The sequence below is a fragment of the Streptomyces sp. NBC_00083 genome, assembly GCF_026343295.1.
Taxonomy (GTDB): domain Bacteria; phylum Actinomycetota; class Actinomycetes; order Streptomycetales; family Streptomycetaceae; genus Streptomyces.
In genome coordinates, this window is record NZ_JAPELY010000003.1 from 723206 (window position 1) to 749256 (window position 26051).

General features: G+C 71.2%; 24 protein-coding genes and 2 pseudogenes. 14 read left to right on the forward strand and 12 right to left on the reverse strand.

Annotated features, from left to right (window positions below; translation table 11 throughout):
- Positions 1 to 403: 403 nt before the first annotated feature.
- Entirely contained in the window at positions 404 to 934 is a 531-nt protein-coding gene (locus OOJ98_RS27145; protein WP_267057657.1) for a hypothetical protein, read from the reverse strand.
- 318 nt (positions 935 to 1252) lie between these two features.
- Positions 1253 to 1633, reverse strand: a complete 381-nt coding sequence (trxA, locus tag OOJ98_RS27150; RefSeq protein WP_267057658.1) for a thioredoxin — start codon at positions 1631 to 1633, stop codon at positions 1253 to 1255.
- 126 nt (positions 1634 to 1759) lie between these two features.
- Here trxA and OOJ98_RS27155 point away from each other — a divergent pair, with 126 nt between their 5' ends.
- Positions 1760 to 3199, forward strand: a complete 1440-nt coding sequence (locus OOJ98_RS27155; protein WP_267057659.1) for an NAD(P)/FAD-dependent oxidoreductase — start codon at positions 1760 to 1762, stop codon at positions 3197 to 3199.
- Positions 3200 to 3213: 14 nt separating this feature from the next.
- Here the strand turns inward: OOJ98_RS27155 and OOJ98_RS27160 are convergent, their stop codons facing one another.
- The 3 genes from OOJ98_RS27160 to OOJ98_RS27170 form a co-directional block, all read right to left on the reverse strand.
- Complete coding sequence (locus tag OOJ98_RS27160) at positions 3214 to 4227, reverse strand: SDR family NAD(P)-dependent oxidoreductase (protein ID WP_267057660.1); 1014 nt, start codon at positions 4225 to 4227, stop codon at positions 3214 to 3216.
- Between the two features lie 65 nt (positions 4228 to 4292).
- On the reverse strand, positions 4293 to 5021 hold the full coding sequence (locus OOJ98_RS27165) for a rhomboid family intramembrane serine protease (RefSeq protein WP_267057661.1): 729 nt from the start codon (positions 5019 to 5021) through the stop codon (positions 4293 to 4295).
- A gap of 63 nt (positions 5022 to 5084) precedes the next feature.
- Positions 5085 to 6302, reverse strand: a complete 1218-nt coding sequence (locus OOJ98_RS27170) for an MFS transporter (RefSeq protein ID WP_267057662.1) — start codon at positions 6300 to 6302, stop codon at positions 5085 to 5087.
- Positions 6303 to 6362: 60 nt separating this feature from the next.
- On the opposite strand from OOJ98_RS27170, the gene OOJ98_RS27175 reads away from it, so the two are divergent.
- The 4 genes from OOJ98_RS27175 to OOJ98_RS27190 all read left to right on the forward strand — a co-directional run bounded on the left by OOJ98_RS27175 (position 6363) and on the right by OOJ98_RS27190 (position 10341).
- Positions 6363 to 7370: a helix-turn-helix transcriptional regulator gene (locus OOJ98_RS27175; protein ID WP_267057663.1), complete on the forward strand. Its 1008-nt coding sequence runs from the start codon at positions 6363 to 6365 to the stop codon at positions 7368 to 7370.
- Positions 7371 to 7380: 10 nt separating this feature from the next.
- The gene (locus tag OOJ98_RS27180) at positions 7381 to 7860 is read left to right on the forward strand and encodes a GNAT family N-acetyltransferase (RefSeq protein WP_267057664.1); all 480 of its coding nucleotides are present in this window, start codon (positions 7381 to 7383) and stop codon (positions 7858 to 7860) included.
- Between the two features lie 435 nt (positions 7861 to 8295).
- A complete protein-coding gene (locus OOJ98_RS27185; RefSeq protein ID WP_267057665.1) occupies positions 8296 to 9420 on the forward strand; it encodes a phosphodiester glycosidase family protein in 1125 nt (374 codons plus the stop codon).
- 330 nt (positions 9421 to 9750) lie between these two features.
- Positions 9751 to 10341: an MgtC/SapB family protein gene (locus OOJ98_RS27190; RefSeq protein ID WP_267057666.1), complete on the forward strand. Its 591-nt coding sequence runs from the start codon at positions 9751 to 9753 to the stop codon at positions 10339 to 10341.
- On the opposite strand, the gene OOJ98_RS27195 is transcribed toward OOJ98_RS27190, so the two are convergent.
- Together OOJ98_RS27195 and OOJ98_RS27200 are read right to left on the reverse strand one after the other, a co-directional pair.
- Entirely contained in the window at positions 10304 to 11353 is a 1050-nt protein-coding gene (locus tag OOJ98_RS27195) for a M4 family metallopeptidase (protein ID WP_267057667.1), read from the reverse strand. The two genes, OOJ98_RS27190 and OOJ98_RS27195, sit on opposite strands and share 38 nt — an antisense overlap.
- Positions 11354 to 11589: 236 nt before the next feature.
- The gene (locus OOJ98_RS27200; protein ID WP_267057668.1) at positions 11590 to 11955 is read right to left on the reverse strand and encodes a M48 family metallopeptidase; all 366 of its coding nucleotides are present in this window, start codon (positions 11953 to 11955) and stop codon (positions 11590 to 11592) included.
- A gap of 114 nt (positions 11956 to 12069) precedes the next feature.
- On the opposite strand from OOJ98_RS27200, the gene OOJ98_RS27205 reads away from it, so the two are divergent.
- The 3 genes and pseudogenes from OOJ98_RS27205 to OOJ98_RS27215 form a co-directional block, all read left to right on the forward strand.
- Positions 12070 to 13035: a pirin family protein gene (locus OOJ98_RS27205; protein ID WP_267057669.1), complete on the forward strand. Its 966-nt coding sequence runs from the start codon at positions 12070 to 12072 to the stop codon at positions 13033 to 13035.
- 783 nt (positions 13036 to 13818) lie between these two features.
- Positions 13819 to 14011, forward strand: a pseudogene (locus OOJ98_RS27210) (transposase family protein); the annotation flags it as partial.
- A gap of 97 nt (positions 14012 to 14108) precedes the next feature.
- Positions 14109 to 14219, forward strand: a pseudogene (locus OOJ98_RS27215) (IS5/IS1182 family transposase); the annotation flags it as partial.
- 197 nt (positions 14220 to 14416) lie between these two features.
- Here the strand turns inward: OOJ98_RS27215 and OOJ98_RS27220 are convergent.
- The 3 genes from OOJ98_RS27220 to OOJ98_RS27230 form a co-directional block, all read right to left on the reverse strand.
- A complete protein-coding gene (locus tag OOJ98_RS27220; RefSeq protein ID WP_267057670.1) occupies positions 14417 to 14953 on the reverse strand; it encodes an SMI1/KNR4 family protein in 537 nt (178 codons plus the stop codon).
- Positions 14954 to 15047: 94 nt separating this feature from the next.
- Positions 15048 to 15173, reverse strand: coding sequence for a hypothetical protein (locus OOJ98_RS27225; RefSeq protein ID WP_267057671.1), 126 nt, complete (start codon positions 15171 to 15173; stop codon positions 15048 to 15050).
- 4 nt (positions 15174 to 15177) lie between these two features.
- A complete protein-coding gene (locus OOJ98_RS27230) occupies positions 15178 to 15738 on the reverse strand; it encodes a hypothetical protein (protein WP_267057672.1) in 561 nt (186 codons plus the stop codon).
- A 650-nt stretch (positions 15739 to 16388) separates the two neighbouring features.
- On the opposite strand from OOJ98_RS27230, the gene OOJ98_RS27235 reads away from it, so the two are divergent.
- The 4 genes from OOJ98_RS27235 to OOJ98_RS27250 all read left to right on the forward strand — a co-directional run bounded on the left by OOJ98_RS27235 (position 16389) and on the right by OOJ98_RS27250 (position 22454).
- Positions 16389 to 18002, forward strand: coding sequence for a Na+/H+ antiporter (locus tag OOJ98_RS27235; protein WP_267057673.1), 1614 nt, complete (start codon positions 16389 to 16391; stop codon positions 18000 to 18002).
- A gap of 189 nt (positions 18003 to 18191) precedes the next feature.
- Positions 18192 to 19709 (forward strand): NAD(P)/FAD-dependent oxidoreductase, encoded by a 1518-nt coding sequence (locus OOJ98_RS27240; RefSeq protein ID WP_267057674.1) that lies wholly within the window; start codon positions 18192 to 18194, stop codon positions 19707 to 19709.
- 92 nt (positions 19710 to 19801) lie between these two features.
- Positions 19802 to 20770, forward strand: a complete 969-nt coding sequence (locus OOJ98_RS27245; protein WP_267057675.1) for a diiron oxygenase — start codon at positions 19802 to 19804, stop codon at positions 20768 to 20770.
- A 73-nt stretch (positions 20771 to 20843) separates the two neighbouring features.
- Complete coding sequence (locus tag OOJ98_RS27250; protein ID WP_267057676.1) at positions 20844 to 22454, forward strand: FAD-dependent oxidoreductase; 1611 nt, start codon at positions 20844 to 20846, stop codon at positions 22452 to 22454.
- Between the two features lie 107 nt (positions 22455 to 22561).
- On the opposite strand, the gene OOJ98_RS27255 is transcribed toward OOJ98_RS27250, so the two are convergent.
- Positions 22562 to 23251, reverse strand: coding sequence for a TetR/AcrR family transcriptional regulator (locus tag OOJ98_RS27255; RefSeq protein WP_267057677.1), 690 nt, complete (start codon positions 23249 to 23251; stop codon positions 22562 to 22564).
- A gap of 82 nt (positions 23252 to 23333) precedes the next feature.
- On the opposite strand from OOJ98_RS27255, the gene OOJ98_RS27260 reads away from it, so the two are divergent.
- On the forward strand, positions 23334 to 23945 hold the full coding sequence (locus OOJ98_RS27260; RefSeq protein WP_267057678.1) for a bifunctional 2-polyprenyl-6-hydroxyphenol methylase/3-demethylubiquinol 3-O-methyltransferase UbiG: 612 nt from the start codon (positions 23334 to 23336) through the stop codon (positions 23943 to 23945).
- Between the two features lie 169 nt (positions 23946 to 24114).
- On the opposite strand, the gene OOJ98_RS27265 is transcribed toward OOJ98_RS27260, so the two are convergent.
- A complete protein-coding gene (locus tag OOJ98_RS27265; RefSeq protein ID WP_267057679.1) occupies positions 24115 to 24876 on the reverse strand; it encodes an SDR family oxidoreductase in 762 nt (253 codons plus the stop codon).
- A 188-nt stretch (positions 24877 to 25064) separates the two neighbouring features.
- Here OOJ98_RS27265 and OOJ98_RS27270 point away from each other — a divergent pair, with 188 nt between their 5' ends.
- On the forward strand, positions 25065 to 25925 hold the full coding sequence (locus tag OOJ98_RS27270; RefSeq protein WP_267057680.1) for a helix-turn-helix domain-containing protein: 861 nt from the start codon (positions 25065 to 25067) through the stop codon (positions 25923 to 25925).
- The last annotated feature ends 126 nt before the right edge of the window (positions 25926 to 26051 follow it).

Consider the following 26051-nt stretch of genomic DNA (forward strand, 5'->3'; position numbering starts at 1 on the left):
CCGTTCCGCTCTGACGCGTCACATAGTGCGGGTCTTCGAGGAGTTTTCGAGTGGCTACTGTGAAACATGACGAAAAATTGTGTACGTCGTGATGGGGCGCAGGCGGGTGCACGACCCCTGGGGAGCGCCGATCGGCGAACGCGCCGGGTCGCGCCGGGCCCGTAAAACCTGAGCGGCTCCGTGCGGCAAACGCTTTCGGTGCAGGGGGCGCACGCGGGCGCAAACCACCAATGGTCCAGACAACCAGGCGATCCGGGACGTATCCGGTTTTCGGCCACGCGAGCGAAACATTCACGCGATTCCGGGCCCCGTGCGATTGTTTTCGGACATACGAAACCGGCCGACCCGGGGGGATGGGCCGACCGGTGTTCGCGGGCCGCCGCCAACGGCGGCCGTCCAAGGGCTAGTGCGCGCCCGCCGGGGCGGGAGTGGCGCAGTTGACCCGCATCGTCGGGGAGTTGAAGACGCCGTCCTTGTGGCTCTGGCTGTCGTTGTACTCGTAGTAGACGTACGAGTAGAACGCGATATTGCCGTTGCAGCCGGAGTCCGCCGCCACCTGCACCGGGATGGTGACGGTGCGGCTGGTGCCCGGCGCGACCGGCACGGAGTAGTTGACGCCGATCGTGGTGGTGCCGGTCCCGGTGCAGGTCACACCCGTGCCGGAACACGAGGCGAGCGAGTACTTGAGATCGGGGCGCTGGGTGGTCGCCCAGGTGGGCTGCACCGACTGGTAGACGAACCACACGTCGGTCGTCTGGTTGTTCGTGAACGTCATGCTCAGGTTGACCGTGCTGCCGGGCGTCGCCGCCGTCTGGTCGGCACTGAAGCTCACATCGGGGGTGTCGGCGCTTGCGGACTGGCTCACGCCGAACAGGGCGAGGGAGGAGGCGAGGGCCGCGGCGAGGCTGAAACGCCTCAGGTGTGTGATTCGCATGAGGACGGAGAGTAGGAGGAAGAACACGCAACGTCCGCCGGATCGCCACAGTGTGGAGAACCCGTGGCTCGAACCCTGTGGCTGTGAACTCGCTGTGGAATGGCGCCCGTTGGCCTCTTGACCGAACGAGCCGCGCAGCCCGGAGCGCCGGCCCCACTCGCCCGGCACGAACAGCTGACCGATAACCGACCCTGCCCGCCGCCGTCAGTAATGGCGCATTCCGCTCCGGCCACGACAAAGGCCCCCTCCCGGGACGGGGAGGGGGCCGCGTGGACGTGGGGGAGGCGCGCGACGCGCCTCCTGCCGGGCGGGAGAACCCTACTTCTGCTGCTCGGCCTTCTGCTGCTCGGCCTCGACCGACTTGCGGACCTCGTCCATGTCCAGCGCGCGGGCCTGGCCGATGACGTCCTCAAGAGCCGCCTCGGGCAGCGCGCCCGGCTGCGAGAAGACCGCCACGTTGTCACGGACGATCATCAGCGTGGGGATCGACCGGATGTCGAAGGCCTGCGCCAGCTCCTGCTGGGCCTCCGTGTCGACCTTCGCGAAGACCAGGTCCTCGTGGCGCTCGGACGCGGCGTCGTACACCGGGGCGAACTGCCGGCACGGGCCGCACCAGGAAGCCCAGAAGTCGATCAGCACGAACCCGTTGCCGGACACGACCGAGTCGAAGTTGTCCTTGGTCAGCTCGACAGTCGCCATTACCTGCACCTCTTCCCGGCCCCCGGGGGTGGGGCCGCCTCGCACAACCGCGTGCTCAGCCGCGGTATTCCTTCCTTGGCGGGTGCCCCTGTGGCCACGGAGTACACCGCACACCAGACTGGGCCCATGACGGAAGCAGAGGAATACGACGTGGTGGTCCTGGGCGCGGGCCCGGTCGGCGAGAACGTGGCGGACCGGGTGCGCGCGGCCGGCCTGAGCTGTGCGGTGGTGGAGAGCGAGCTGGTCGGCGGCGAGTGCTCGTACTGGGCCTGCATGCCGAGCAAGGCGCTGCTCCGCCCCGTCGTCGCCCGCGCCGAGGCGCGCAGGGTGCCGGGGCTGCGCCAGGCGGTGCAGGGCCCGCTCGACGCCGAGGCCGTCCTCGCCCACCGGGACGAGTACACCTCGCACTGGAAGGACGACGGCCAGGTCGCATGGCTCGACGGCATCGGCGTCCACCTCTACCGCGGCCACGGGCGCCTGTACGGCACCCGCAAGGTCAGCGTCACCAGCCCCGAGGGCGAGCACCACGTGCTCACCGCCCGGCACGCCGTGGCCGTGTGCACCGGCAGCCGCGCCCAGCTGCCCGACCTGCCGGGCCTCGCCGATGTACGGCCCTGGACCAGCCGCGAGGCCACCAGCGCCCAGCGGGTGCCGGACCGCCTCGTCGTGGTCGGCGGGGGAGTGGTGGCCGTCGAGATGGCCACCGCCTGGCAGGCGCTCGGCGCCCGCGTCACCGTGCTGGTGCGCGGCGGGGGCCTGCTGGAGAAGATGGAGCCCTTCGCCGGCGAGCTGGTGGCCGACGCGCTGCGCGAAGCCGGCGCCGAGGTGCGTACGCACACCTCCGTCACGGACGTCGTCCGCAACGCGGCGACCGGCGCCGTGACGGTGTCGGTGCGCGGACCCGAGGGCGACGCACGCCTGGAGGCCGACGAGATCCTCTTCGCCACCGGCCGCGCACCCCGCACCGACGACATCGGCCTGGACACCATCGGACTCGACCCCGGCTCGTGGCTGCCCGTCGACGACTCCTGCCGCGTCGAGGGCAGCGAATGGCTGTACGCGGTGGGCGACGTCAACCACCGCGCGCTCCTGACCCACCAGGGCAAGTACCAGGCCAGGATCTCCGGCGCGGCCATCGCCGCCCGCGCCGCGGGCACCCCGGTCCTGGAGAGCGACCCCTGGGGCGCGCACACCGCCACCGCCGACCACGCGGCCGTCCCGCAGGTGGTCTTCACCGACCCGGAGGCCGCGTCGGCGGGCCTCACCCTCGCCGAGGCACAGGCCACCGGCCGCCGGGTGCGGGCCGTCGACTACGACATGAGCGGCGTGGCGGGCGCGGGCCTGTACGCCGACGGATACAAGGGCATGGCCCGCATGGTCGTCGACGAGGACCGGGGCGTCCTGCTCGGCGTCACCTTCGTCGGGCCCGGCGTGGGCGAGCTGATCCACTCGGCGACGGTCGCCATCGCGGGCGAGGTCCCGCTGGAGCGCCTGTGGCACGCGGTCCCCTCGTACCCGACGATCAGCGAGGTGTGGCTGCGCCTCCTGGAGACGTACCGGGGCTGAGGCCGTGCGCGGCGCTACACCGCGAACGCGTCGACGCCGGTGAGCCCGGCCGACAGCGTCCACAGCCGGGCGGCCTGCGCGGGATCGCTCGCGTGCGGGCCGACGCCGCTGGTGAGGACGGAGCGGTCGAGCTCGCCGTCGGCGGCGCCGCCCGGCACCGGGGCCGCGGCGGGCTCCGCGATGTCGCAGTCCTCGCAGTAGACGCCGCCCAGGCCGGCGAGGCGCGGGGAGGTCGCCGCCCACACCTGGGTGGCGGCGCCCTGCTGCGGGGTCTTGAAGTCGGGCGACCAGGTGCCCTCGGCGTCGACCCAGCCCGCCGCGATCCGCTCCTCGTCACAGACGTGGCGCACCAGCGCGGTGTTGATCTCCCCGGGGTGCAGCGAGAAGGCCCGCACCCCGACGTCGCGGCCGAGGACGTCCAGATGCAGGGCGAACAGCGCGTTGGCGGTCTTCGCCTGGCCGTACGCCGTCCACTTGTCGTAGCCCTGCTCGAAGTGCGGGTCGTCCCAGCGGACCGGGCTGAGCTGGTGGCCGCGCGAGGAGACCGCGACGACCCGGGCGCCGCCGTCCGCGGTGAGGGCCGGCCACAACCGGTTGGCCAGGGCGAAGTGGCCGAGGTGGTTGGTCGCGAACTGGGCTTCCCAGCCCGGACCCACCCGGGTCTCGGGGCAGGCCATGACTCCGGCGCTGTTGATCAGGACGTCGATGCCGCGGCCCGAGGCGAGGAACCGGCCGGCGAAGGCCTGGACGCTGTCGAGGTCGGACAGGTCGAGCGCTTCGACCTCCACACCGGGCAGCCCCGCCACCGCGGCCTCCGCCACGTCGAGCCGCCTGGAGGGGACCACGACGCGGGCGCCCGCGCCGACGAGGGCGCGGGTCGTCTCCAGGCCGATGCCCGAATAGCCGCCGGTGACGACGGCGAGTCTCCCGGTCAGATCGATCCCCGCGAGGACATCGGCCGCGGTGCTCCGCGCCCCGAATCCGGAGCCGATCGCGCGCTGGGGGGTGTGCTGTCGCGAAGAATTCATGGTGCCGACGCTACGAGCTGGAGCGCGCTCTCAGTCAACTCCCTTCCCTCGTACGGCCCATGGGGTCAGCCGCTCTCCAGGCCGTCCTCCGCCTCCGGGCTCCGCCCGCGCTCGGTGGAGCGCGGCCGCGCGGCGGCGGGGTCGTCCGCGACGGGCCGCCACACACGGGGTCGGCGGCGCTGGACGAGGGCGGCGATCAGGCCCGCGACCATGCCGGTGATCATCGGCTCGCCGTGTCCGTCGCCGAGCAGCAGCAGGACCGCGCCGTCGACGACGATCGCGGCAGCCATCAGATAGTGGCGCCGGCAGGGACGGGTGAGCAGGGCGAGCCCCACGATGCTGGTGGCGAGCCGGAAGGTCAGGCCGGAGTTCCCGCCTCCGGGCGGCCCGTGGACGAGGAACGTGTCGACGCTGAACACCAGCATGAGCGCGGGGACGAACGCCAGCAGCATGCGCGTCCCCCACACCCGTTCGGCGGCGAAGCCGAAGAGGGCCAGGATGAACAGATTGAACGCGGTTCCGCCGACCCCGCCGTCCTGCACCATGAACGAGGTGTACACCCGCCACCACTGGCCGTGGTCGATGATCTGGTCCGAGTCGCGGTGCAGCACGTCGTAGATGACCGGGAACGCGAACTGGAGCAGCGAGGGGATCGCCACGATCAGCCAGAGCCCGATCGCCACCCAGGGTGGCTCGCGCCGGCTGAACCTGTGCTGGGGCAGACCGTCCATGACCTTCATGACCAGGACGATCATCACGACGTACAGAACGGGCGAGACAATATGGTCGGTCATGATCCTTATCTACCCCGTGACCGTCCTGCCCCGACATCACCACGCGGTATCGGCCACGCCCCCTCACCCCCCGGACGCCTGCTGCGGTGCGGGGAGTTGACGCTCAACGCCCCGGCGGGACCGCCGAATTCGTCCTGATTCCACCGCAAGACCGAGCGTGACGGCGACCGACGCCACCGCCATGACCGCCATCCCGGCCCCGGCCGAGCGGCCCTGCGCGACCGCCCCGGCCAACGCGGCGCCCACGCCCTGGCAGGCGAGCATCCCGGACGAATGCAGCCCGAGCGCCTGCCCCATCACGTCGACCGGGACCAGCCCCACGAGCCGCTCCTGCTGGAGCAGGCCGGCCGCGTAGCCGAGGGAGCCGATGAACAGCGCCACGACGGCGACCGGCAGCGGCGGACGCAGGGCGAGCAGCGGATAGGGGGCCGCGAGCAGCAGCAGGAGCGGTACGGGGAGCAGGCGCCGCAGCCGCACGCTCAGGAACCGCCCCGCGACGGTGTCCCCGGCCAGCATGCCGAGGGCCGAGGCCGCGAAGAGCTGCCCCGCGTGGCCCGGCGCGTACGGAACGAACAGCGACTCGCACCCGACGATCAGACCGTTGGGGACCCACAGCGCCAGATAGAGCAGACGCCGTGAACGCGAGCTCCACAGAAGCGAGTTGACGCGCCGGGTCTCACCGATCGAGGCGCGCCCCACGGCTCTCGGCTTCCGGCGGCGCAGCCCCGTCAGTGCGACCGCCGCAGCCGTCGCGTACAGGCCCGCGGCCCCCAGCAGGGTCCCGCGCGGGCTCACCGCGCCGACCAGGACGCCGCCGACGGCGAACCCGCAGATCTGCACGGTGCCGGCGCCCATGCCGAGCACCGAGCGGCCCAGGACGTAGTGCTCCCTCGGCAGGATCTCGCCGAGCAGCCCGTAGCGCACCCCGCCACCGACCGAGGCGGCGAGGCCCTGGCAGAGCAGGACGGCGAAGACGGCACCGAGAGGCAGACCCGGCACGGCGAGCACGGCGGTGCCCACGGCGAAGAACAGCGCGAGCGCGGCCGTCGCGGCGCGCGGCGGGAGCCGGTCGGCCGCCGACATCAACAGGACCGCCCCGGCCACCTGCGTGAGGGAGGCGCCGAACATGCTGAGCGCGGCGAGGAACGGCGAGGCGGTGGCCGCGTAGACGAGCGTGGCGAGCGCCAGAGAGCTGACCGTCGCCGCGGCGACCTGCAGGGTGGCGACCAGGAGGAAGGGCGTGAACTCCGGTGTGTCACGGAGCTTTTGACGGGGAGGCATGCCGGGGAGTCTCGATGGCCGCTGCGCGCGGACGTTACTGTTGCGCGGGGAGGCGAAACCATGGGGTGGTGGCAGGTCGGCGCAGACACCCTGGCCGGCAGCCGGTTCGTCGTGTCACCCCTGGCCGAGACCACCGCGAGCCTCTTCGCGCTGCTCGCGCCGGCAGCAGCCCACCCCGGTGAACGCACCTGGCTCGCCGCCCAACTGCCCGCATTCCGGGCGCGGTTGACCAACGACCCGGTCACGGCACGGTTGATGGACACGGTACGCACCGCCCGCTGGACCGCCGACTATCTCGTGCCCACACCCACGGGTGCCGCGGAGCGCTCCTTCCACGAGGAGCTGGCGGAGATCCGCGCCACCCCGACGGCGACCGTCCACGCGGACCTGGCCGAGACGACCGGTCGCCCGCTGCCCGCCGCGCTGCTCCGCTGCGACCTGCAGGACCGCACGGCCGACCTGCTCGACTGGGTGTGGGAGCACGCGGTCCGGCCGGACTGGCCGCGGCGGCGCCGGGTCATGGAGGCGGACATCATCGCGCGGACCGAGCGGCTGGGCCGGGGCGGCTGGGCCGCGGTCCTCGACGACATGCGCCCCGGAATGCGCTGGCTCGGTGAGAGCAGGCTCCAGATCACCGTGGACGACTGCGCGCCGCGGGACATCTCGGCGGCCCGGCTGCTGTTCCTGCCCGTCACGCCGCGGCACCGCTGGGTCACCTGGGACGACCAGGACCACTACGCCGTCGTGTACACCTGCAACGGAGCGCTCGCCGACGCGGGCCGGGCGCCGGCCCCCGAGGCCCTGGGCGCGCTGCTCGGACCGGCCCGCGCGCGGGTGCTCGTCCTGCTGGGCGCCCCGATGAGCACCACCCACCTGGTGGCCGCGACGGGCCAAGGACTCGGCTCGGTGGGCCGTCATCTGAAGGTCCTCCTGGACGCCGGGCTCGTGGGGCGGCGCCGGGCGGGGCGCTCGGTCCTCTACTTCCGGGGCCCGGCGGGGGACGTGCTCGTCGCGGCGACCGGGGGGCGGGAACAAGGGCGGCCGATCGCCCCGCCCCCGCCTGAGTAATACTCGCCCCATGACTTCACGCGTTACGGGTACGGGCCGCGAGGTGCGGGTGCGCCGGGCGGTCGCTCGGGATGCCAAGCGGCTGACGCGCCTGGTCCGCACGTCGAGCGCCTACGAGGGTCCGTACGCGCCGATGATCGCCGGGTACCGGGTCGGCCCGGATTACATCGAGGCCCACCGGGTCTTCGTGGCGCTCGGACCGGACGACCGGGTGCTCGGCTTCCACGCGCTGATCCTGAGCCCGCCGGAGCTGGACCTGATGTTCGTCGCGGACGCCGCCCAGGGGCTCGGCGTCGGCCGCCTCCTCATCGCCCATATGAGGGGCGAGGCGCGCGCCGCCGGAATCGACAGGGTGCGGATCGTGTCGCACCCGCCGGCCGAAGGCTTCTATCTCGGTGTGGGCGCGCGGCGGACCGGCACGGTTCGGGCCCGCCCGCCCGCGGTGATGTGGGACCGTCCCGAGCTCGAACTCCCCACGGAACAGCGGTAGTTGCAGCATCCCGTGCGGTTGTGCCCGCTGATGGCGCTCTCTCGGTGCCGCCCACCGGAGCGGGGGCGGCGGCGCTCCCCGCCGACGGAGCCGCGCACGTGAGCATCCGTCACTTCGCGGGGAGCGCCACGCGTCGGTGGCGCGCGGAGCGGGTCATCCGGTCGCTCCACACCGGTCGAGATGTCTGATAAGCGCGCTTATGTTGTGAATCGGCATGGCGGGCCTCCTCGGCCGCCGCCCGCGGAGGGGAAACGCCTTCGCGCGAGGGGCCGCGAGGTCCCCGTACGGCCGAAAGAGGGCGACATGGCGGACAGGGCGGGACGGTCGGTGGACGGCGGGGTTCGACAGGACGGAAGCGGTCCTGGGGCTGGGGCCACCGCTGTGGGGGGAGCGACCGGCCGGCGGCGCCGGATGCCGTGGAAGCCCCGGAGCCAGTTGACGCCGCATCAGCTCAAGCGGCGCGGGCTGGCCACCCGTGGAGCGCTCGCGGTGTGTCTGCTGTGCGTGGGGACCGTCGGCTACTCGGTGGGGGAGGCGCTCACCTATCCCGGCGACGACAGCACGGCGGCCCGGCTCGCCGGATGGGCCCGCGAGCACGAGATGGGTCCGGTCGTCGACAAGCTGGAGAACCTCCAGTACGACCTCGACCCGCCGCAGGTCGGCGGCGACCTGCCGAGCGCGGCGCTGGCCCGCATGAAGGCGACGGCCCCGGCCGTGCCGATCAGCCACCGGGACGTACCCCTGCGCGCCCCGATGCGGCCCCTGGTCACCCCCGGCCTGCCCGGAGAGGGGGTGTGGCGCGTCCTGAGCGTCGCGCACGGAGAGCCCGTGGTGCAGGGCACCTACGTACGCCCCGACGGCGACCACACCTCCTACCAGGCGGCCGTCGCCTGGATCAGCGGCAAGAAGGCGCGCTTCGAACTGCACCCCGGAGTGCGCGAGCCCGGCGGCTCCTTCGACGTGCCGCCCACCATCCCCCAGGGCGGCCGCACCGGTCTGCTCGCCACCTGGAACGGCGGCTTCAAGGTCACCGACGGCGGCTCGCGAGGTGGCTTCTTCCTCCATGGCGACACGGCCGGCCAACTGCGCGACGGTGCGGCGTCGGAGGTCTTCTACAAGGACGGTTCGATCAAGATCGGCCAGTGGGGACGCGATGTGGGAATGTCGCGCGATGTGGCCGGTGTGCGCCAGTGTCTGGAGCTCATGGTCGACAACGGCCAGGTCGTCCCGGACATCGACGTCGACTCCAAGTGGGGAGCCACCGACCAGAGCCGGATGTTCGTGGAGCGCTCGGGCGTCGGGGTGACCGCGCAGGGCGACGTCATCATGGTCGTCGGCCAGGCCCTGACCGCCCGTACCCTGGCCGAGCTCATGCGGCAGGCGGGCGCCGTGCGCGCGATGCCGCTCGACATGAACCGCGCCTGGCCCTCCTTCATGAGTTACGACGGCGCGAAGAACCCGGCCGACCCGGAGCCCACCAACATCCTCGACTTCGACAACCCGCCGGAGCGCTACTACAACCAGGCCACGCGGGACTTCGTGGCCGTCTACGCGAAATGAGCGCGGGCCGCACGCCATCCGCACCCTACTTGCGTTGATACGCAAATAAGGTCTAGGGTCGGCGTCGGCGGAACGGCCGGGGGCCTTGCCCCTGAGAGGGCCCCTCAGGGGCCCCTGGGAGCCGCCGAAGGACAGAAGACGCACGAGAGACGGACGAGAGAGGGAGGGGGTGAGGGCATGCAGCGAAGTCGCGGACGCGCCGGCCGGCACCGGCCGAGCGACCCCTTGCCCCCGTCCCCCCGCCCCACCGGCCCCCGGTAGCGCTCCTCGGCGCGCCGCCGGGCGGCCGGCGCGTCCGGCCGGAACTCCGGCCGGGTGAGAGGAGTTCCCATGACCGCCCTCACCACCGTCGACTTCGCCCTGCGCCTCACCGTCGGTGTCGGCTGCGGCGCCCTCATAGGTGTCGAGCGGCAGTGGCGCGCCCGCACCGCCGGGCTGCGCACCAACGCCCTCGTCGCCGCGGGCGCCACCCTGTTCGTCCTCTACAGCGAGGCCGTCGGCGACGAGACGAGCCCCACCCGGGTCGCCTCGTACGTCGTCTCCGGCATCGGATTCCTCGGCGCCGGCGTCATCATGCGCGACGGAGCCTCCGTCCGCGGCCTCAACACCGCGGCCACCCTGTGGTGTTCGGCCGCGCTGGGAGTGCTCGCGGCATCGGGCCGGCTCGACCTCGCACTGCTCGGCACCGTCACCGTCCTCGGCGTCCACCTGCTGCTGCGGCCGGCCGCGCGGCTCATCGACCGCGCCCCGCAGCACGACCCGGAGGCGTCCGACGGTTCCTGCGGCGAGACCAGCCGCGCCGATGAGCCCGACGCGGGAGGGGCGCCGGCCCGCGTGCGCGCGACGGTCCCGTGCGACCGGGCCGCCGCGCACCGAGCGGGAGCTAGGTCGTCGGCACGCCCACCTGGGACCAGGCCTTGAGCACCGCCTGGATCTCGTCGCCGTCGCCGAACAGACCGCGCGCGGTCTTCGCCGTCAGCCGGGCGAAGTCGGCGAACTGGGCGTCCGTGCCCAGCTCGCCGCCGGTGAGCGTGGCGTACCAGATCCGCCCGGCCCGCTCCCACGCGTTGCCGCCGAGCGCGGTGGCGGCGAGGTAGAAGGCGTGGTTGGGGATGCCCGAGTTGATGTGCACCCCGCCGTTGTCGCGGCTCGTGCGTACGTAGTCGGCCATCACGGCCGGCTGGGGGTCCTTGCCGAGCTGAGGATCGTCGTACGCCGTGCCCGGCGCCTTCATCGAGCGCAGCGCCTCGCCGTGGATGCGGGGCCCGAGCAGCCCGGCGCCGATGAGCCAGTCCGCCTGGTCGGTGCTCTGGCCGAGCGCGTACTGCTTGATGAGCGAGCCGAACACGTCGGAGACGGACTCGTTGAGCGCGCCCGACTGGCCGAAGTAGTCGAGGTTGGCCGTGTACTGCGTGACCCCGTGCGTCAGTTCGTGGCCGATGACGTCGACCGGCAGCGTGAAGTCGAGGAAGAGCTCGCCGTCGCCGTCGCCGAACACCATCTGATCGCCGTTCCAGAACGCGTTGTCGTACCCCTCGCCGTAGTGCACGGACGCGAGCAGGGGCAGCCCGGAGTCGTCGATGGAGTGGCGCCCGTACGCCTTCAGATACAACTCGAACGTGGCACCCAGCCCGGCGTGCGCGCGGTTGACGGTGGCGTCGGACGAGGGCTGGTCGCTCTCGGTGTGCACCTCGGTGCCCGGAAGCGTCTCCTGGTGCCCGGCGTCGTAGATGGTGCGCCGGGGCTTGTCGGACGGGGTGCCGGTGGGGGCGGCGGTGGCACGGACCGTGGTGATCCGGCGCTGGGTGCGCAGCTGGGCGTCGTGCTGCAGGGTGCGGCGGGCGGGCCCGTACACCGCGGGGTCCTCGTGCTGGGCGAGCCGGTCGAGGACGTGGGGAGGCACGACGGCGCAGAAAACGGCGGGATTGTTCATGGGCAGCAATGTGGCACAGAGTGATGGAACTGTCACTGCCCGCAGTCGAGTTGGCTGGAATGCGCTGCCCGAAGGATGCCCCTCGCGGGGGAGGGGCATCCGTGCTATTCGGTCCCGGCCCGCAGGGGCGTCGTCCTGGGTGCGTCCGGCGTCAGGGGGTGAGCGCCCCTCGGCCACGGCCCCTTTGCGTGCGGGCGCCCTTCAGTCGCGGTGAACGGGGCCCGGAGGGGACGGCTTCACTGCGGGAACTGGCCCGCCAGGGCGGCGGCGACGCGCAGATACGGCGCCGCGTCATCCGGGCGGCCCTGGCGCTCCAGGGTGCGGCCCAGCATGAGCGCCGCGTAGTGCTCCACCGGGTCGCGGTCGAGCACGGCCCGCAACTCCGCCTCGGCCTTGGTGAGTCGAGCGGAGTGGTAGTAGGCGCGGGCGAGCAGCAGGCGCGGGGCCACCTGCTCGGGCGCCTCGGCGACGAGGCCGGTGAGGATGGCCGCGGCGGTGACATACTCCTTGGCCTCGAAGAACAGGCCGGCCCGCGCCCAGCGCTCGGCGGGGGTGCCGAACTCGTAGTAGCTGTCGGTGTGTTCACTGCGTACCGCGCTCATGGCACTTCCCGTCCGAGGGCCCCGCTCCGGGGCCGTACGGAGTGCTCAACACCGGAATGTGGTTGAACATTCCACTAGTGCTGAGGGGGTGCGGCGGGAGAGTAGGTTGACCGCATGAGCAATCTCGATCGCCGGCCCACGCTGTCCGTCTGCGGCGGACGCGGCTTCGTCGTGGCGGAACCGGTGCGTGAGCTTCTGTCACCCCGCACCGTGCGGCTCGGCGAGTCCACCGAAGTGCGGCGGCTGCTGCCGAACCTCGGCCGGCGGATGGTCGGCGCGTGGGCCTTCGTCGACCACTACGGGCCGGACGACATCGCCGACGAAGCGGGCATGCAGGTCGCGCCGCACCCCCACATGGGTCTGCAGACCGTCAGCTGGCTGCACCAGGGGGAGGTGCTGCACCGGGACAGCCTGGGCAGCCTCCAGACCGTACGCCCCCGGGAGCTCGGCCTGATGACCTCCGGCCGCGCCATCAGCCACTCGGAGGAGACGCCCAGGTCGCACAGCCGGTTCCTGGAGGGGGCCCAGCTGTGGGTCGCCCTGCCCGACGCCCACCGCGACGTCGAGCCGCACTTCCAGCACCACGCCGACCTGCCCCACGCCACCGCGCCGGGCGTTGACGCCACGGTCATCCTCGGCGAACTCGACGGCGCGCTCTCGCCGGGCTCCACCTACACCCCGATCGTCGGCGCCGACCTGGCCCTCGCGGCGGGCGCCGACGCGAGGCTCCCGCTGAACCCGGACTTCGAGTACGCGGTCCTCGCGATGTCGGGCGAGGCCCACGTGGACGACGTCCCGGTCCTCCCCGGCTCGATGCTCTACCTCGGCTGCGGCCGCACCGAACTCCCCGTACGCGCGGACTCCGACGCGGCGGTCATGCTGCTCGGCGGCGAGCCGTTCGAGGAGGAGATCCTCATGTGGTGGAACTTCATCGGCCGCACCAACGAGGAGATCCAGCAGGCCCGTTCGGAGTGGATGACGGGCTCGCGCTTCGGTGAGGTGAAGGGATACGACGGCCCCCCGATCCCGGCGCCGGCACTCCCGCCGGTGCCGCTGAAGCCGCGGGGGCGCGTGCGCTGAGCTGCGGCGAACCCGGCCGCAAGTTTTGGCTACGGGCTCCGTATGGCGGGGAGGTACCCCCTGCGGCGGCGCACAGTTGCTGAGGCGCCTGTGACCCCGCCGCCGGGGGCTGGCCTGTCGTCGCAAGTTCGGGCTTCTGCGGCAGGGTTCGGCCCGAATGCTGACTCAATGCCGACTTTCCTGACGTGCCGTCACGTATGCCTCTCATGGCTCGCGGGTCACGGCTCCGCTGCTCGTGCGGTTTGCCACCGATCTGACACACGCCCGGCAAGGAGTAGTTCGGGCAGGAGGTTCGCCGGTGCATTGCCATGTGCCCAGACGGGTGATCGAACCCGTCTCGCGAGGAGTTGCCTTGTAGGGATCCCACACACCGAAGGATCCCTGAGGCGCGGGTGGGCGGCCTCAGAGAACCCACCCGGCCTGGCAGACTCCGCAAGAACGCAATATGTGTCGTAGATGCGCACCAGCAGCACTTTCTTCGTCTTCTGGTGGTACACGACTGAACATGTCTTTGACCTGCGACGACGGGCGAGCTCGTAGCTGCGTTTGGGGCGGGATATGGAGCGCGCCCAATACCTACTCCACCTCAGTTACGCCGCAGCGCAGCACGCAGGCTGACAGTCTGGTCGCGGGTTGCGCGGCTGCGGTGTTGGAGGTTGCTGTCGTGGTGATGCCTTTCGATGTGGCGGGCGGGAGATGGCGGTGGAGCTATAGGGATGCGGTAGACCCCTGGGTCTCGGTGAACGGGGATCCACCGGTCTGTCCACCCCGCACCTCAGCCATCTGAGCCGGGTGTTAGCCACGGGGCGCCGAGATATCGGCAGTCGGTGGCGGCGGCTGACTCGCCGGCGCCAGGCCCTGCTCGCCCTGGCCCATCTGCGATGTGGCGACATGTATGCGCAGCTCGCGGCCGGCTTCGGCATTGCCTCCGTGTACCGCTATACGCGAAGCGCTCGACGTTCTGGCCGCGCTCGCGCTCAACGACGCTATGGTGACGACCCGTTCGAAGGCAACGTGATCCGCGTTGGCACCGCGTGCTGCCGATCGATCCGCTGCGTCGGCAAGCGCCCATGGCCACGCTCAAGAACTGGCGCCTCCTGCGCACGTTGCGCTGCAGCATTCACCGCACCACCGCGATCGCCAAGGCCGTGCGCGCTCTTCACTCCGCGGCCGCGCCAGGATGAAACACCTCCCCCAGCGAGCCTCAACAGTGGGCGCAGTCCCGGAAATCCGTCAGGAGTGCACCAGAGAAAGCGGTTCCTGGAACCTTACCGGGCACGACACATATACGTACACCACGGCTGCTGGCACCGCCTTCTGGCGGGCGATACGAGCGCGGCAATCGCAGGCGCGCCAGGCGCCAGGGGCTATCACGCTCCCGCTACGTCGGAAGCCTGCGTACTTGTACAGGAGCGGCCCGCCCTGCACTGCTATTTGGCCCGGTCACTTCCTCGTCGGACAGGTAGCGGTAGAGCCACTCGGCAAATCCCATGTCGTATTCGTAGAAGTCATCGTCGTCGCCGACATGAACGATGAGCAAGGGTTCATCGTTCGGCCTGGCTAGCAGAAAAAGATACTCACCTCCACTCGTGGAAGCCAGCGGGATTAGGCCACCACTGCCAAACGAAAATCTGGCCGCGTCCAGAGAGGGGGCAGTGACCTCTTCCCATTGGCATTCATTGAATACGTCCACGGTTTCTTTCATCCACCGCGAAAGATTCCACGAGTCAAACCCGGGGTGATACAAATAAAGGCGATTGTCGATCTCTGCAGGGGCGAACTTTTCGATGAGCTCCTTATATTCCGCCGGAAGGCTGAGTGAATATTCGGCTTCGATTTCGCCCCACCTGTCGGGGCAGGGGCGGGGATCTCCATCCCAGCCGAGGAGTCGACATACCCGCGTTAGATAGTTACTCATTTCGCCTCTCTAAATCTTCCGGCAGTTCGGAGTTCCGGTTACTCGACCGCCAGTCGGGCTTTGATGCACGACACAGTGCTTGGAGATGTTGTCCTCAATGATATTGATGTTGTATTCGATAGAGGACGGGATTCCGGAGTGGGAGCGCGGTCAGCCCTTTGAGCGCGAGCGGGAAACGCCACTCGGCAGGCGCGTCCATGTCGTAGGCGATCTGCATCATGGGGTCACTGTTCGCATAGTCTCCGAAAGAAATCGGCGACTTCGTCGCGGCCGGCGCCCACCCCTGGTCCGACGCAGACATCACGCGTGGACCGTCCGAAATGCACCAGCCGCGTATCCACCTCTTTCCACTGACTGCCGTCCTGATAGTTGACGGGCTCGTCAAAGAAACGAGTGGTGCTTATGCCATCCGCGTTGAAATAGGTGCGGGCCTGCTTGGCGTGCTCGTCAACCAGTTCCTTGCTCGTCTTCTCATCGAAACCGGGCACCGGTGAGTTGTCAGGTTCCTTGACGGGCTCCGCCGTTCCAGCCGCCGGCTGTGCAGGCTTCACATCCAGGGGTGAATTGACCGACGTACCCGCCGCGTCACGCGGCAGTTCGCCAGGGGCCTTCAGAGGCCCACTGTTACCGCCCGACGCCTGGGCGGTAGTCGCTTCCGCGGACACCTCGTGCCCCCGCCCGGCAGCGGAACCCCAGCCCTGGCGCGGGAGTTCGCCCGCCAGGGCCGCCTTGTCGGACTGCAGAGCAAGTGCCGCTTGCTCCGTGCCGGCCAACACAGCCAGCAAGAAGGCAACACAAAGCACCAACGGACGCGCAGGGCGCACAGGGATCCCCCACCAGGAAACACTCAAAGAGAATGACAGCAAGGAGGTATGTACATGCCAACACAGAGAACATACAAGTTGAGCACAGAAACCTGAAGGGGAAGGCCGTTTCGCTGGACCGAGGGGATCGAAACGCTCGGCACCAGAAAAAGGCCCCAGCTGCATCACCAACTCGCTTGCAATAGAGCGCATTTGAAGGTTGCATCCGGCACGGAGGCGGCGGGCGCGCCGCAACCCTCCCTGGAACACGATTTGCCACATATCGCCACTTGCCGCACACAAATATGTAGGCGAGTTCGGGCCATTCCCGTGTGCGCAGCACGCCCCCTCGCGCCTGCTCGGCAAGTCCGCGGCCCGGCGATGGGTTGTATGCGGCACATCGAAGACCGGAGGTGCCATGGTGGCGGTCCACAGCCGTGACCGCCAGGGGGTTACCCGGACCCCGAAACCATCGCCGCCCTGAGGGGCGGATCGCAGGGCGCCGTCAGCAGGCCGACCCCAGGGTGCAGCTGCCTTCGGGCGGCGTCGGTGCCCGACACCTGGGCGCCGGGCGGGGATACCGCGCGGGCACACGGCACAGTAAGAGCACATCGCGTCTGAGGGAGGAACGTGTGCTCGGTCTGGAGCTTGTCGTGCTGTTGGGGGCCGCCGTGCTGGTCGGCTCCGCCCTCGGCGACCGGCTGCGCATCGCACCGCCCGTGGTCCTCATGGTCATGGGCGTACTGATCGGGCTGATCCCCGCGCTCCGGAAGGTGGAACTGCCGTCCGAAGTGGTGTTGTTGCTGTTCCTGCCCGCGTTGCTGGCCTGGGAGAGCCTCAATACGTCCCTGCGCGAGATCCGCCGCCACCTCACCGATGTCGCGCTGGCGGCCACCGTGCTGGTCATCGCCTCGGCGGCGTCCGTGGCCTGCGTCGCGCACGGGCTCGGGATCGGCTGGGGCCCGGCCTGGGTGCTGGGCGCGGCCGTCGCGCCCACCGACGCGACCGCGGTCAATGTCGTGGCCAGGCTCCTGCCGCGCCGGGACATCACCCTGCTGCGCGCCGAAAGCCTCCTCAACGACGGTACGGCGCTGGTCGTCTACGGCATCGCGGTCGGCGTGACCGTCGGCACCGAGCACATCACCGCTCCGCACGTCGGATGGCTGTTCGTCCTCGGATACGGCGGCGGGGCGCTGATCGGCCTCGTCACGGGCACGGTGGTGCAGTGGCTCAGGGCCCGGATGGCGCAGACCGACGCGTTGCGCGGCCAGGTGCTCCTGCTGCTCGCCCCGTTCTCCGCGTATCTGCTCGCCGAGGACATCGACGCCTCGGGCGTGGTCGCCGTCGTGGTGTGCGGCCTCATGCTCAGCCAGAGCGGGCCGCGCACCGTACGGGCCGAAGTGCGGGTCCAGGCGCAGAACTTCTGGACGGTCGCCACCTACCTCCTCAACGGCTCCCTGTTCGTCCTGATCGGCGTCGAACTCGACTACTCGGTCCGCATGATGGGCGACGCCGAGATCCCGCGCGCGCTCGCCACCGCGTTCGCCGTGGCCGGCACGCTCGTCGCCGTCCGCTTCGCCTACTACTTCGGGGTCGCCGCGTTCTTCCGGACCGTGCGTCGGAGCAGTACCCGCGCCTCCGGTACGACGTACTCGGGCCGGCGCCTCACCGTCAGCGCCCTGTCCGGCTTCCGTGGTTCGATCTCGCTCGCCGCGGTGCTCGGTGTCCCCGCCCACCTCGACAGCGGCGCGGCCTTCCCGTCCCGGCAGCCGATCGTCTTCGTCACCGGCGTGGTGATCGTGGTGACGATGGCGCAGGCGCTGGTCCTGCCGTGGGTGGTGCGCTGGGCGCGGATCCCGCACGACCGGACCGTCGCCCGGGAGGAGTGGCTCGCCGAGTCGGCGGCGCTCCAGTCCGCGCTCGCGGCCCTGCCGGAGCTGGCCGCCCGCCTGGAGACGGCGCCCACCGTGCGCGAGACGGTGCTGCGCTCCCACCAGCTGCGCGCGGACGCGGTGGCGCAGCGCTGTGCCGTCGTCCCGGACGATCCCGAGGAGCGGGCCGTGCACCCGGTGCGTCTCACCGACGACCACGCGGCCCTCAGCCTCGCCCTCCTCGCCGAGCGGCGGGCGGTCGTCATCCGGCTGCGGGACACCGGGGACATCGACGACACGGTACTGCGCCGCCTCCAGGGGCGGCTCGACAGCGAGGAACTCCACCTGTTGGGGCACGCTCCGGTGGGGGAGTGAGCGCGACACCCGCAGTGTCATGTGAGCCACGTCACGTTACCGGCAGTATCTGAAACGCCGTGTCGCAGGTAAATTACGAGAACGCGCAGGGATGTCACCACGAGTCCTGGCAAGCGCGGCGCCCCGAGTGGCGGCGGGCCCCGAGGCCCCGCCCGCAGGTGTCCACGAGCGAGAGCGAGGGTCTCCGCGATGGAGCAGCAGCACGTCGACGTCCTGGTGATCGGTGCCGGGATATCCGGCATCAGCGCCGCCCGGCACATCCTGCGGGACAACCCCGCAGCCTCGGTCGTCGTTCTCGAACGGCGCGCCCGGGTCGGCGGCACCTGGGACCTGTTCCGCTATCCCGGCATTCGCTCCGACTCCGACATGGCCACCTTCGGCTTCGGCTTCCGCCCCTGGCGCCAGGCCCGCATCCTCGCCGGTGGCGCCGACATCCGGCAGTACGTCGAGGACGCCGCCGCCGACGCGGGCGTGCTCGAACGCATCCGCTTCGGCCGCCGCGCCCTCAGCGCCGACTTCTCGGGCGCCGACGGCCGGTGGACGGTCGACGTCGAGGACGAGACCAGCGGCGAGCGCGAGTCGTACAGCGCGGGCTACCTCGTCGGCGCGACCGGCTACTACGACTACGACGAGCCCTACCGCCCGGAGTTCCCCGGCGAGGCCGACTTCGAGGGCACGCTCGTCCACCCGCAGCACTGGCCCGAGGACCTCGACCACACCGGCAAGCGCGTGGTCGTCATCGGCTCGGGCGCCACCGCCATCACCCTGCTCCCCGCGCTCGCCCACGCCGCCGCGAGCGTCACCATGCTCCAGCGCTCGCCCACGTACATCCTCGCCCTGCCCGAGGTCGACCCGGTCACCTCCCTTCTGCAGAAATTGCGCGCACCGGCCCGGCTGACCCACCGGATCGCCCGCACCCGCAACATCGCGCTGCAGCGCGGGAGTTACGCCTTCTGTCGCGCGTACCCCCGGCTCGCCCGCGCGGCGCTCCTCGGCCTCGTACGGGTCCGGGCCGGCAGGAACGTCGACATGCGCCACTTCAGCCCCCGCTACAACCCCTGGGACCAGCGGCTCTGCGTCGTTCCCGGCGGTGATCTGTTCAAGGTGCTGAAGAGCGGCAGGGCCGCCATCGCGACCGACCGCATCGAGACGTTCACCGCCGACGGCATCCGGTTGGAGTCCGGTCAGGAACTGAAGGCGGACATCGTCGTCACCGCCACCGGTCTGCGTGTCCGCCTCCTCGGCGGCATGGTGCTCACCGTCGACGGCGACCCGGTGGACGTCACCGGCCGCGTGCTCTACAAGGCCGTCCTGCTGGAGGGCGTGCCCAACCTTTCCCTCATCATCGGCTACACCAACGCCTCCTGGACCCTGAAGGCGGACCTGGCGGCCGGCTACACCGCCCGCCTGCTCGCGCACATGCGGCGCCACGGACACGACATCGCCACCCCCGTGGCCGACGAAGGCGACCGCTCGGAGTACTCCGTCATGGGCGAGGCGCTGACCTCCGGCTACATCGCCCGAGCCGACAAAGCCATGCCGCGCCAGGGCACCCGAGCCCCGTGGCGGCTGTGGAACAACTACTACCGCGACCGCGCCATGCTGCGCGGCGCCCCCATCGAAGACGCCCGGCTGCGCTTCGCCAAGGCCGGCCGTTCCCGCGCGCACACGCCGTCCGGCGCCCAGGAACCGACCCGCGCCGCCTGACCGTCCGGCCGCCGCCCCGCCCCTTCCCGCCCAGCGCACCCCCGCCCGCCGCCTCCCGCAGGGGCGGCCCCACCCGACAAGCGAGGACGAAGATGACCGCGCACCTCACCAGGAAGGCCTACGACGAGCGCCTGCGGACCCTGTCCGAGGGCTCCGTCACCGTCCACTTCAACGCCTTCACCGACATCCCGTGGGACGACCCCGAGTTCGCCGTGGACACGAGCGACCCGCGCTGGGTCCTCACCTCGGCGGACGCGCTCGGCGCCCACCCCTGGTACCAGGAGCAGTCGCTGGAGACCCGGATCCGTATCGGGATCTGGCGCTGGGCGGTGATCGCCAAGGTGGGCATGCAGTTCGAGAACCTGCTGATGCGCGGCGCCCTGGACTACGTCTACCAACTGGACAACCAGGACCGGGAGTTCAGGTATCTCACGCACGAGATCACCGAAGAGACCCACCACACCCAGATGTTCCAGGAGCTGGTCAACCGCACCGGCGTCGACACCGCGGGCGGCAAGCGCTGGTTCCGCCGGCTCAGCCGGGTCCTGCCGCTGCTGGGCTCCCTCTACCCGGAGGCGTTCTTCACCGGCATCCTCGCCGGCGAGGAACCCATCGACCATCTGCAGAAGGCGGCCCTGCGCAGCGGCGAGGCGGTGCACCCCCTGCCGCAGCGGATCATGCAGATCCACATAGCGGAGGAGGCCCGCCACATCTCCTTCGCGCACGAATTCCTGCGCCTGCGCGTCCCGCGCTTCGGCAGGGCCCGCCGCGGCGCGCTGTCCGTGCTCTTCCCGGTGATCATGCGGAGCCTGTGCGACGTCATCATGATCCCCGACCGGAAGTCCGCCGCAGAGGTCGGCATCCCCGCGTGGGTGCTCAAGGACGTCTTCTGGAAGTCCGAGGCGGGCCGCAGGACGCTCCACGCGCTCTTCTCCGACGTGCGGATGCTCGCCGAGGACATCGGCCTGATGAACAAGGCGTCCCGGCCGCTGTGGCGGGCCCTGCGCATCGACGGCCGCCCCGCGCGCTTCCGCGGCGAGCCCGTCCCCCTCACCGACTGAAGCCCCGCCCCCCGGGGGCTCCGCAGTCGTCGCCCCGCCCCTTCCCGAGTGCCCGAACGGAGACCGGCCCGCCGTGCCGTACGTCGTCACCCGATCCTGCTGCGCCGACGCGTCCTGCGTGCTGGCCTGTCCCGTCAACTGCATCCACCCCGCGCCCGGCGAACCGGGCTTCGGGAGCACGGAGATGCTGTACGTCGATCCGCGCACCTGCGTCGACTGCGGCGCCTGCACGACCGCCTGCCCCGTGGACGCGCTGAAGCCCCACACCGCCCTCGGCGCGGCGGAGTTGCCGTTCCTGGAGCTGAACGCCGCGTACTACAAGGAGAACGCGCACGCCGACCGCGCCCCCATGTACGTCGTGCCGCCACAACGCCGCGTCTCCCAGGGCGAGTTGTCCGTCGCGGTCGTCGGCGCCGGGCCCGCCGGACTGTTCGCCGCCGACGAACTGCTGCGGCACCCCGGCGTACGCGTGACCGTCTACGACCGCCTGCCGACCCCGTACGGTCTCGTGCGGGCCGGTGTCGCGCCGGACCACCAGGACACCAAGCGGGTCACGGAGCTGTTCCGGGCCATCGAGTCGCAGGACGCCTTCAGCTACCGCCTCGGGGTCGAGGTCGGCACCGACATCACCCACGCCGACCTGGCGCGCGCCCACCACGCGGTGCTCTACGCGGTCGGCGCCGCGGCCGACAGGCGCCTCGGCATCCAGGGCGAGGACCTGCCCGGCAGCGGCTGCGCGACGGACTTCGTCGCCTGGTACAACGGCCATCCCGACCGCGCGCACGACGTCTACGACCTCGGCTGTGAACGCGCCGTCGTCATCGGCAACGGCAATGTCGCCCTCGACGTCGCCCGCATCCTCACCGCCGACCCCGACGCCCTCGCCCGCACCGACATCTCCGACCGCGCGCTCGCCGCGCTGCGCACCAGCGAGATCCGCGAGGTCGTCCTCCTCGGCCGCCGCGGACCCGCGCAGGCCGCGTTCACCGTGCCCGAACTCCTGGCGCTCGGCGCGCTCGAAGACGTGGACGTGTGCGTCGAGGGCCCGCCCGAACTCCTGGCGCCCGACGGCACCGACCGGACACGGCTCCTGGCGGAGCTGGCGGCCCGCACGCCCGTCGAGGGGCGCCGCCGCATCGTGCTGCGCTTCCTCACCGGGCCGGTACGGATCACCGGCGACGCCTGCGTACGCGCCCTCGACGTCACCACGACCATGCTGGTGACCGACGCCGACGGCGCCGTCCGCGCGCGGCCCACCGGCGACATCCACACCCTGCAGACCGGGCTCGTCCTGCGCTCCGTCGGCTACCGGGCCCGCCCCGTCCCCGGCCTGCCCTTCGACGAGGACACCGCGACGGTCCCGCACGCGTCGGGGCGCGTCGAGCCGGGCGTCTACGTCGCGGGATGGATCAAGCGGGGCCCCACCGGCTTCATCGGGACCAACAAGACCTGCGCCCAGGAGACGGTCGCATCGCTCCTGGACGACTTCGCGGCCGGGCGCCTCACCCGGCCGGGGCCCGCCGCGCCCATGGCGGGGAACGCCCTGGGCCTGGAGGACTGGCGGGCCATCGACCGCGCGGAGCGAGCGAGCGGCGAGGCGCAGGGCCGTCCCCGCGTCAAGTTCACCGACAGGGAGTCCCTGCACCGCGCGGCGGCGCGGCCCGGGGCGCCGGTACGCGGTTGACGGCTGCCGGGCCGGACACCGCCGGGCCGGATCCTCGCCGGTGGCGGGGGAGCCCGGTCGGTGCCGGTGGCGGGCGACCCGTCAATACCAGTGGCTGGGGAGCCCCGTCAGTGCCGCTCCAGGTCCGACACGCGCTGCTGGGGCGACAGTTCCACGCCCAGTTCCCGCAGCGTGGCGTCGAGGATCGCCCAGACCGAGCGGCACAGCATCGCGCGCAACTCCTCCTCGGACTGCTCGCGCCGCTCGTCGCGCACCCACTGGTTGACCGACGTGTCCACGAAACCCACGATGCCCACCGCGACCGAACGGATCGGCGCCTGCGGCACCCCGAGCGCCTTGAGCACGTCCCCGAAGCGGTCGCTCAGCATCAGGGCGATGGCCGTCTTGGTGTCCGCGACCAGCGAGCCGTCACCCATGGCGTGCTCCGCCACGCCCATGTAGGCGTACAGACGCGGGTGTTGGGCCACCCAGTCCAGGTGCGCGCCCACCACCCGGTGCACGGCGTCCTGCACGGTCCCCTCGAAGGTGAGGGTGGGCTCCATCCGCCGCATGAACGACTCCACCACCCGCCGGCGGATCAACTCGTCCAGCGTGGCGCGGTCCTTGAAGTGCCGGTACAGCACCGACCGCGGCAGCCCCACCCGCTCGGCGAGCCGCTGCACGCGAAAGCGCGTGCCCTCCTCCTCGATGAGCGCGACGGCCGCGTCGACCAGGTCCATCTGACGCTGCGCCTTGTGCTGGTCCCACCGGGTGGAGCGTCCGTCGATCTGCGGCTCTCCGCCGGTTCTGTCCGCCACCTGGTCAGGATATCGGATCGGCTCCGCGCGACCGCCGGGCCGGACGGTGCCCGGAGCGGTCCCGACGATCTACGCTCGGCCCATGAGTCGTTGGCAGGAACTGACCGGTGGAACCTCCGGAGGCGAGTACGCCGCGCGCTTCGAGGCGCTGGCCCGCAGCGGGAAGGACGTGCACGGCGAGGCGGCGTTCTGCGCCGCGCTGGTGGCTCCGGGCGCCCGGATCCTCGACGCCGGATGCGGCACCGGGCGGGTCATGATCCGCCTCGCCGAGCTCGGGTACGAGTGCGTCGGCGTCGATCTGGACGCCTCCATGCTGGACGTGGCGCGGGAACGGGCGCCCGGCCTGCCCTGGTTCCGGGCCGATCTGGCCGCCTTCGATCCGGTGGCGCTCGGCATCCCCGCGGATTTCGACCTCGTTGTCGCCGCCGGGAACGTCCTGCCGCTGGTCACCCCGGGCACAGAGGCCGCGGTGGTGCGGCGCCTGACGGCGGCCCTGCGTCCGGGTGGCCTGCTCGTCGCCGGATTCGGCCTCGACGCCGCCCACCTGCCCGTGCCGCCGGTCCTCGGCCTCGCGGAGTACGACACCCATTGCGCCGCCGCCGGCCTCACCCCCGTCGCCCGCTTCGCCACCTGGGACGCGGACCCCTACGACAACGACGGCTACGCCGTCAGCGTCCACCGCACCGAGCCCTGACCCGGAAGCGGGCCGGCTGCTGCTGATGCCCCGGGCGTCCTGGCGGGCCATGATGGGCGGGCCCGCGACTGCAGCGCCGACTGATGCCCGAGCTCATGGTCGGGCTGACCTGTGGCAAGTCGTCGTGGCCGGCTTTTTCTCGGGGGAGGATCCTGGCGGGAGTTGAGGGTCATCCTTGGCGGTCGGGGAGCATGCTGAGGGCTTGGGAGCGCTGCGCGACGAGGCCGTGGTAGGTGCCGTCGCGTTCGGCCCAGCGGTGCGTGAGGACGCCCTTCACGAGGATTTCTTGTGGTGTGGGGTCCTGTGAGAGCAGGTGCATGACCTCGGTGGCGAAGTCGTCGAGGGGCAGTGCCTGCGGGTTGACCTCGTGCTGGTCCGCTGTGGCGACGGCCGGGGGGACGAGTTCGACGACGCCGACACCGGTGCCGTCGAGTTGGGCGCGCAGCGCCTCGGTGTAGGCGTGCACGGCGGCTTTGGAGGCGGCGTAGCTGGGCATCGGCGGGAACGGCAGGAAGGCGATGCCGGAGGTGACGGTGATGAAGGTGCCGGCGCGGCGCTGGGTCAGGTGGGGCGTGAAGGCATCGATGACTCGGATGGTGCCCAGGAGGTTGGTGTCGATCGTCGTCTCGGCCGTTTCGAAGTGCGCGGGGTCGCGCAGGTCTTCCAGGAGCATGACGCCCGACATCGTCACCACGGTGTCCAGGCCAGGGTGCCGGGCAAGTACGGCGGCACGGGCAGATGTGACGGAGGCGCGGTCGGTGACGTCGAGGGCGAACGTGGTGAACCCTTCTTCGGCGAGTTCCGAGAGCGCGCAGGGGTTGCGGCCGCCGATGGCCACGGTGCTGCCCGCCGCGGCGAACCGGCGGGCCAGCTCGCGCCCGATACCGGAGGTTCCACCGGCAATGAACACGGTGCGGTTGGAGAGGTCCACGAGATCGTCCTTCAGTCCAGGGCGCCGTCGGCCCTCAGGCTCGCGGCGCAGACGGTGCTGCTCGCTGTCTCAGTGAGAACAGCGCTGTCGCAGTCTTGAGGGCATTCGCCGGGCGTGGCAGGGCCCCCGTCCTGCCTGGTCCTGGCAGGGCCCCCTCTGCGGCATGTGCACCGCATTACGGTGTCGGTATGAAAGACGAGGAATCCGGCAACCGGCTCGGCAGCTACCTGCGCGCCCGACGTGAGCTGGTCTCCCCGGCGCAGGCCGGACTTCCGCCCGGCGGCAATCGACGCGTGCCGGGCCTGCGCCGTGAGGAGGTCGCCCTGCTCGCCGGGATCAGCCCCGACTACTACCTGCGTCTGGAACGAGGGCGCGACAAGAACCCCTCGTCGCAGGTCCTGGAATCACTGGCGCGCGTCCTGCAGCTCGATGCCCTCGAGCGGATGTATCTGCTCGGCCTCACGGCGGCACGCCCCAGGACGCCGCGCCGCAAGCGGTCCGAGCACGTACCGGCACGGGTGCACCAGCTCCTCGCCCACCTGCAGATTCCCGCGTTCGTCGAAGGGCGCGCGTTCGATGTCCTGGCCTCCAACCCCGCGGCCCTCGCGCTCTCTCCTCGGCTGCGGCCCGGCCAGAACCGGCTGCGTTCCCTCCTCCTCGATCCCGAGGAACAGGCCTTCCAACAGGACTGGACGAAGGCCACAGCCGACTCCGTCGCCGCCCTGCGCACCACCATCGGGGACGACACCGACGACCCCCGGTTCGTCGAACTCGTCGGAGAACTCGCACTGTCCAGTCAGCGGTTCCGCACCCTGTGGGCACGCCACGACGTCCGCAGTCTCGACGGGGGCAGCACCACCGTCCGCCACCCCGTCGTCGGTGAACTCCGTCTCCACCGCGACAAACTCCCCGTCGACGACGTCATCCTCGTCGTCTACTACCCCGACAAGGACAGCGACAGCGACGAGAAGCTGCGGCTCCTCGCCGCCCTTTCGGACGCCGAGCCCATCGGCACGGCGCACGACAGGAGTGCTGCTCCCGCCGGTTGACGGTCTGCCACCGTGCACGGGTCACCCGTGAAGGGCGCGGATTCAGAGGGAACTCAGAGGTTTGGGTGACTGGTGCGGACGGGCGGATCGCGCCCATCATCGCTTGTCGTGCTCATGCAGGAAGTC

Coding starts and splice junctions, on each gene's coding strand:
- OOJ98_RS27205 (WP_267057669.1), top strand. CDS start 12,070: ATGAGCAATCTCGATCGCCGGCCCACGCTGTCCGTCTGCGGCGGACGC.
- OOJ98_RS27160 (WP_267057660.1), bottom strand. CDS start 4,227: ATGAATTCTTCGCGACAGCACACCCCCCAGCGCGCGATCGGCTCCGGA.
- trxA (WP_267057658.1), bottom strand. CDS start 1,633: ATGGCGACTGTCGAGCTGACCAAGGACAACTTCGACTCGGTCGTGTCC.
- OOJ98_RS27175 (WP_267057663.1), top strand. CDS start 6,363: ATGGGGTGGTGGCAGGTCGGCGCAGACACCCTGGCCGGCAGCCGGTTC.
- OOJ98_RS27260 (WP_267057678.1), top strand. CDS start 23,334: ATGAGTCGTTGGCAGGAACTGACCGGTGGAACCTCCGGAGGCGAGTAC.
- OOJ98_RS27240 (WP_267057674.1), top strand. CDS start 18,192: ATGGAGCAGCAGCACGTCGACGTCCTGGTGATCGGTGCCGGGATATCC.
- OOJ98_RS27225 (WP_267057671.1), bottom strand. CDS start 15,173: ATGATGCAGATCGCCTACGACATGGACGCGCCTGCCGAGTGGCGTTTC.
- OOJ98_RS27190 (WP_267057666.1), top strand. CDS start 9,751: ATGACCGCCCTCACCACCGTCGACTTCGCCCTGCGCCTCACCGTCGGT.
- OOJ98_RS27195 (WP_267057667.1), bottom strand. CDS start 11,353: ATGAACAATCCCGCCGTTTTCTGCGCCGTCGTGCCTCCCCACGTCCTC.
- OOJ98_RS27220 (WP_267057670.1), bottom strand. CDS start 14,953: ATGAGTAACTATCTAACGCGGGTATGTCGACTCCTCGGCTGGGATGGA.
- OOJ98_RS27145 (WP_267057657.1), bottom strand. CDS start 934: ATGCGAATCACACACCTGAGGCGTTTCAGCCTCGCCGCGGCCCTCGCC.
- OOJ98_RS27170 (WP_267057662.1), bottom strand. CDS start 6,302: ATGCCTCCCCGTCAAAAGCTCCGTGACACACCGGAGTTCACGCCCTTC.
- OOJ98_RS27270 (WP_267057680.1), top strand. CDS start 25,065: ATGAAAGACGAGGAATCCGGCAACCGGCTCGGCAGCTACCTGCGCGCC.
- OOJ98_RS27245 (WP_267057675.1), top strand. CDS start 19,802: ATGACCGCGCACCTCACCAGGAAGGCCTACGACGAGCGCCTGCGGACC.
- OOJ98_RS27180 (WP_267057664.1), top strand. CDS start 7,381: ATGACTTCACGCGTTACGGGTACGGGCCGCGAGGTGCGGGTGCGCCGG.
- OOJ98_RS27155 (WP_267057659.1), top strand. CDS start 1,760: ATGACGGAAGCAGAGGAATACGACGTGGTGGTCCTGGGCGCGGGCCCG.
- OOJ98_RS27200 (WP_267057668.1), bottom strand. CDS start 11,955: ATGAGCGCGGTACGCAGTGAACACACCGACAGCTACTACGAGTTCGGC.
- OOJ98_RS27165 (WP_267057661.1), bottom strand. CDS start 5,021: ATGACCGACCATATTGTCTCGCCCGTTCTGTACGTCGTGATGATCGTC.